The sequence below is a fragment of the Candidatus Obscuribacterales bacterium genome, assembly GCA_036703605.1.
In the GTDB taxonomy this organism is placed as follows: domain Bacteria; phylum Cyanobacteriota; class Cyanobacteriia; order RECH01; family RECH01; genus RECH01.
The window spans coordinates 1-5,405 of sequence record DATNRH010000477.1 but is presented as its reverse complement, the minus strand read 5'-3'; the positions used below and the strand labels follow the sequence as shown (position 1 = coordinate 5,405).

At 55.8% G+C, this 5,405-nt stretch carries 6 protein-coding genes; 5 read left to right on the top strand and 1 reads right to left on the bottom strand.

Annotated features, from left to right (window positions below; genetic code table 11):
• The first annotated feature begins 106 nt into the window (after positions 1-106).
• From V6D20_10250 to V6D20_10230, 5 genes are all read left to right on the top strand, one after another.
• The gene (locus tag V6D20_10250) at positions 107-979 is read left to right on the top strand and encodes a methyltransferase domain-containing protein (protein ID HEY9816161.1); all 873 of its coding nucleotides are present in this window, start codon (positions 107-109) and stop codon (positions 977-979) included.
• A gap of 70 nt (positions 980-1,049) precedes the next feature.
• Positions 1,050-1,808, top strand: coding sequence for a type II CAAX endopeptidase family protein (locus V6D20_10245; GenBank protein ID HEY9816160.1), 759 nt, complete (start codon positions 1,050-1,052; stop codon positions 1,806-1,808).
• 36 nt (positions 1,809-1,844) lie between these two features.
• Entirely contained in the window at positions 1,845-2,855 is a 1,011-nt protein-coding gene (gene holA / locus V6D20_10240) for a DNA polymerase III subunit delta (GenBank protein ID HEY9816159.1), read from the top strand.
• A gap of 594 nt (positions 2,856-3,449) precedes the next feature.
• On the top strand, positions 3,450-3,932 hold the full coding sequence (locus V6D20_10235; protein ID HEY9816158.1) for a DUF4168 domain-containing protein: 483 nt from the start codon (positions 3,450-3,452) through the stop codon (positions 3,930-3,932).
• 92 nt (positions 3,933-4,024) lie between these two features.
• A complete protein-coding gene (locus V6D20_10230; GenBank protein HEY9816157.1) occupies positions 4,025-4,285 on the top strand; it encodes a hypothetical protein in 261 nt (86 codons plus the stop codon).
• A gap of 132 nt (positions 4,286-4,417) precedes the next feature.
• On the opposite strand, the gene V6D20_10225 is transcribed toward V6D20_10230, so the two are convergent.
• The gene (locus V6D20_10225) at positions 4,418-5,194 is read right to left on the bottom strand and encodes a Ycf66 family protein (protein HEY9816156.1); all 777 of its coding nucleotides are present in this window, start codon (positions 5,192-5,194) and stop codon (positions 4,418-4,420) included.
• Positions 5,195-5,405 lie beyond the last annotated feature (211 nt).

Genomic DNA, 5,405 nt, shown 5'->3' with positions numbered 1-5,405 from the left:
ACCTGTGACATGTGCCTGAACCCCTGTCCAATGGCTTCTCCAGGGTACCAATCGGCAGGCAGATTGTAGTGATGTCCCGGTGCAACTATTTTTCAAGGAGTTGAGGATGACAACCTCGTTACAAAATCGAATTCAGCAATTCTACGACGCATCGTCTGAGTTGTGGGAGCAGGTGTGGGGCGAACATATGCACCATGGCTACTATGGGCAAGATGGCACGGTGCCCAAGGAGCGACGTCAAGCTCAAATTGACCTCATTGATGAACTCCTACGGTGGTCTAAGGTGACCCATGTGACCTCGTTGTTAGACGTGGGCTGTGGCATTGGCGGCAGCTCTCTTTATCTGGCAGAAAAATTTGGGGCGGCGGCCACCGGTATTACCCTCAGTCCTGTCCAGGCCCAGCGGGCGGAGGAGCGATCGCATCTAGCCAAGATTCCCGCTACTTTTTTAGTGGCTGATGCCCTAGCCATGCCCTTTGCCGACAACAGCTTCGACCTGGTGTGGTCGCTGGAAAGTGGGGAACATATGCCCGACAAAACCCAGTTTCTCAGTGAGTGCTATCGAGTCCTGCGCCCAGGAGGCACGCTGATTTTAGCTACATGGTGTCATCGGGAAACCGACGTTGCTCCGCTCACGCCCCGAGAACAAAAGCACCTCAACAAAATTTACCAGGTTTACTGTCTGCCCTACGTCATCTCCCTGTCCAACTATGCAGTGATTGCCGAAGAGCTTGGGTTTCGGGCGATGCGTACCGACGATTGGTCTAAGGCCGTGGCCCCCTTCTGGGCGGTGGTGGTACGCTCAGCGTTCAGTTGGTCGGCACTATGGGGTTTGATGCGCTCGGGCTGGACAACGATCCAGGCAGCTTTATCCATGGGACTGATGCAGCGGGGCTATCGGAGTGGACTGATCACCTTCGGGGTGCTCTGTGCTCAAAAACCTGAGAGCGATCGCCCCCGGGAGATCCTCGGTGATTAGGAACATCAGCCTAGATCCCATCCTCTGGGCTGGGATATTTTTTGCCGCATGGGTTCTCCTCTGGCTACCCATGGCAGTGCCCTTGGCCCAGCGGCTGCACTGGCGACCGTTTCAACCGGCAACGGCGGCACAGAAACTGCCGCTCTTAGCCATTCTTTATGGGCTAGCACCGGTGGTTTTATGGAGTATCCAGCAGCTATCGGCAGACACCTGGGCCGATTATGGCCTGGTGGGACCCCAACTCATCCCCTCGGCTGGAGTAGGACTAGCCATGGGGCTAGCTGGCATTGCCATACTCTACGGCATCCGAGGAGCCATCCTGCAGTGGCTGCATCCCGACCAACCGCCCCTACCCTGGCAGCAGCTATCACTGCCCACCCTGCTGGGACTGCTGGCTGTTGCCGCTAGCGTGGGGTTCATCGAAGAACTGGTATTTCGTGGATTCCTGCACCATGCCCTACGATCGCACCTCGATCTATGGGCGGCAGGAGCGATCGCCAGCGTCATTTTCGCCAGCCTCCACTTAGTTTGGGATGGTCGCGGTACGGTACCTCAACTGCCAGGGCTGTGGCTCATGGGCATGGTGCTCACCCTAGCCTGCTGGGTAGACGGCAACGCCATTGGCCTAGCTTGGGGCCTGCATACCGGCTGGGTGTGGGGCGTAGCCACCGTGGATACCCTCCAGGGCGATCGCCCTCCCGTGACCACCCCAGCCTGGCTGGTGGGCATTCATGGGCAACCCCTAGCAGGAGCCTTGGGTCTACTGCTGCTGCTGGGAACGAGCGGCGGTCTCACGCTTCTCACCCAGGTGTCCACAGGAAGCCCGTAAGATCACGCCACAAGCCTTCACCACAAGGAGACTGGAATGCCGGTTCATGTCTATTGGGGAGACGACGAATTTGCCCTCCATCGAGCGATCGCCACCCTCCGCGATCGCACCCTCGATCCTAACTGGGCTAGCTTCAATGCCGATAAACTGCTGCCGGATCAGGCCGATGCCGTGGTGCAGGCTCTCAACCAAGCTATGACGCCCCCCTTCGGCAGCGGTCAACGATTTATTTGGCTGGTGGATACCCCCATTACCCAACGCTGCTCTGAAGCACTGCTGGCAGAACTGGAACGCACCCTGCCCAATATTCCCGATACATCCGTATTGATGATCACCTTGGCGGGCAAGCCGGACGGTCGGCTCAAGTCCACCAAGCTGCTGAAACAACATGCCACAATGCGCGAATTTGCTGCCATCTCTCCCTGGAAAACCGATCAATTAATTCACCAGGTAGAAACCATGGCGCGGGAGATGCACCTCACCCTGACACCCAAAGCCGTGGAACTACTAGCAGATGCGGTGGGCAACGATACCCGCCAATTGGTCACGGAGCTGGAAAAACTCAGCCTCTACGTCAGTGATGGACAGGGCAATGCCTCCATTGACGAGGCAGCGATCGCCACCCTAGTGACCACATCTACCCAAAACACCCTGCAATTGGCCACAGCCATCCGCGAGGGCGACACAGCCCGGGCACTCACCCTAGTCGCTGACTTGTTGAATCGCAACGAACCAGCCCTAAAAATCGTGGCCACCCTAGTAGGACAAATGCGCACCTGGCTCTGGGTGAAGCTGATGGTGCAGTTGGGAGAACGGGATGAACGAGCGATTGCTAAAGCCGCCGACATTAGCAATCCCAAGCGCATTTACTTTTTTCAAAAAGAAGTGCGATCGATATCTCTCGATCAACTCCAAACCGCCCTCAAACTCTTGCTCCAGCTAGACTTAGGACTAAAACAAGGTGCAGAGCCGCGATCCTGGATACAAACCCACGTGATTCAGCTATGCCAGACCTTTCAAGCATCGGCATCAAGGCAGTGGCGTTAGCGCCATCAGGAGACAATCCTGCAAGAGCGATCGCCAACTGTGGAACTTCATCTCCCTAAAATAATTCAAAGGACTTATACCGATCTAACCCACTGTGAGTGTGATAACGATCATCAGCCCCTTCGTTCATCCTGAGCTAGTCAAAAGATGAGGGGATGGGCTGAACCACTCTCAGCCCGGTATCGGTTATTGCCCAAACGCTAGAGGCTGCTGGAGGCATAATGCTATCGACCTCACGTTAACCCAGCGCCTAGTCCTGCCATCTGGTTCCTTACCATCTGGTTACAGATCATCAGCCCAGTCTCCCCCTGTTGAGTTCTGCTCCTTCATGAATAGGGAAGTAGGCAGGTGTTCTCGGTCGAGATCAGAGTGAATGGGGTTTTGGATTGGGCTAACGTCCTCCCACAAGAATACGGAGCCATGGTTCAATAATCGTTTGGTTACCGTGCTCTACACCATCATCCACCCAGGTACTCCGTCCGCAAACCAACTCCTGTCCTAAAAGCACAACCTCAACGTTTTAGTATCAACCCCGAGTTACCTCAGATAGTCGCACTGTTTCCTACCCTACTGTTTCCAGCTTTCTTTATCGTTATGATGCGAGACTTCCAACGCTTAATAGTCCAGTTTCGTCATGTCAGCCTCGCTCTTGCAGTGGCATCCATCGCTGTTTTGAGTGATGCGATCCCCTCCGTTCATATCGAGTCCTCATCCATCCAGTGGGGACATACTGCCCAAGCCCAAACGCTCTCCGACCAAGAACTCCGTAACTATGCCAGCGCTGTTTTAGTGATTGAACCTTTGCGGCAAACAGCCTTTAATGAAATTCGCACCCTATCGGGCAATAATGCGGCCTCATCGATTGCCTGCCACCGTCCAGAAAGCATTACCCGACTCAATTCCAACGTTCGCAGCATCGCCCGCAACTATTGCGATCGCGCCATCCGTATTGTGGAGCAAAATGATCTAACCATTGAGCGGTTCAATGCCATTACTCAAATGCTCGGGCAAGCCAGCCGCAGTTCTGATCTGCATCAACGATTGCAGGAAGAACTCATCCGCCTCCAGCGAAATTAGAGGATGCACTGGGGATCAGCGAGCCGGAGTAAATGACCACTCCGGCTTCAGCCAGGCGCTACAATAGGTGCAGTCATCAGTTTGATACTGCTATGCCTCGCATTAACCCATTCACCCTGCAGATGCAGATCACCCGATTGTTTGAGCAAGGACAGTCTTTCTTTGCTACCACCAAAGTTCAGGATTGGCTCCGCGAACGCAACGAAGATCCGGAGATGTACACGGTTCAGTTTCACGAACGTCCCGCACCACCAGGCGAAGCCGCAGCTATGGTGATTGAAATTGAACTGCAGCGCCGGGATGGACAGCCGGTAGATGAATGGCTCCAGGCCGAAGCCAACCGCCACGCATAGCAGCAACTCTTCCGCCTAGACCAAACGCCACCTCATCATCATGACGGGGTGGCGTTTTGGATAGATTTCATAGCGATAGATGACGCAATGGTTAGCCCCGTCTAAACCATAAGGGGCTTTAGCTCGACTCAGCTAGCTCGACTCAGAAGGATAGTCAATGGGTCGGTAATCAACGTAGTCTGAAGACGGCGAGTTCGATGGCGGGCGGCGGCGAGAGCCCTCATCATTGCGGGACGGCGGCCGCATCCGATAGCTCGTGCCGGATGATGCAACCGGCGGCTCATCGTCGGGCGGCAGCGGCGGACGAGACGGAGGACGATCGCTAGACCGCGTGGGCCGTGGCTCCACAGGCTCTGCATCCCAATCGGGGCGAACCCGGGAAGCATCGAGACGCGGAGTTGGGCGACTAGCCGAGGTCGGACGACGGCGGGGAGACGGGCGATCGCCCTCGTCCCAACCTCGCAGGGCAGGGCGACGATCGCCATACATGGGATAGGGCTCGTCGTCGAGACGGGCGCGGACATTGGTGCGGGGAGTGCGACGGGATTCTAGGGCGCGGCTAGGGCGATAAGGCGCGGGGGGTGCCGGGTCGCGATAGTCGGAGTCCCCGTAGCCACCGGGATAGGGATCTCGATCACCGCCGCGATCGTCTCTGGGGGGACGATTTTGGATGTTTTCAATAAAGAGGGCAACAATCACCCCGACCATAATCACCTGCTGAAAGGAGGCCAGCAGTTCCATGGTCAGGTGGGCTAGTAGAAAGAGGCCCGAGATCAGCAGCAGGATGGAATACACCTTATCCGCATCCCGTCCATAGCCCGGTTTCAGTTTATCCAGGAAAAAGAGGGACATCGCACCAACGATGAGGACAATCCCAATCAGCAGGGGGACGGGAGTACCAAAATTCACGGCAAGTTCCTCTCAGCGGTCAATGGAAAGGGGAGACCTGCCCGAGGGCAGAGGAGAAACCCCAGCAACGATGCGGAATTTCCCAAAAAGTTGATCATTGAGCCATCTTCTCCTCTCGTAATTCTATGCTAGCGGATTTTTCGCCCGAAGCTTTGCCCCCGTCCATGATTAGCCAGATTTGTCCCTGGTTTCTACTGCCGATTCTAGCCTA

Coding starts and splice junctions, on each gene's coding strand:
- V6D20_10250 (HEY9816161.1), top strand. CDS start 107: ATGACAACCTCGTTACAAAATCGAATTCAGCAATTCTACGACGCATCG.
- V6D20_10245 (HEY9816160.1), top strand. CDS start 1,050: ATGGCAGTGCCCTTGGCCCAGCGGCTGCACTGGCGACCGTTTCAACCG.
- holA (HEY9816159.1), top strand. CDS start 1,845: ATGCCGGTTCATGTCTATTGGGGAGACGACGAATTTGCCCTCCATCGA.
- V6D20_10235 (HEY9816158.1), top strand. CDS start 3,450: ATGATGCGAGACTTCCAACGCTTAATAGTCCAGTTTCGTCATGTCAGC.
- V6D20_10230 (HEY9816157.1), top strand. CDS start 4,025: ATGCCTCGCATTAACCCATTCACCCTGCAGATGCAGATCACCCGATTG.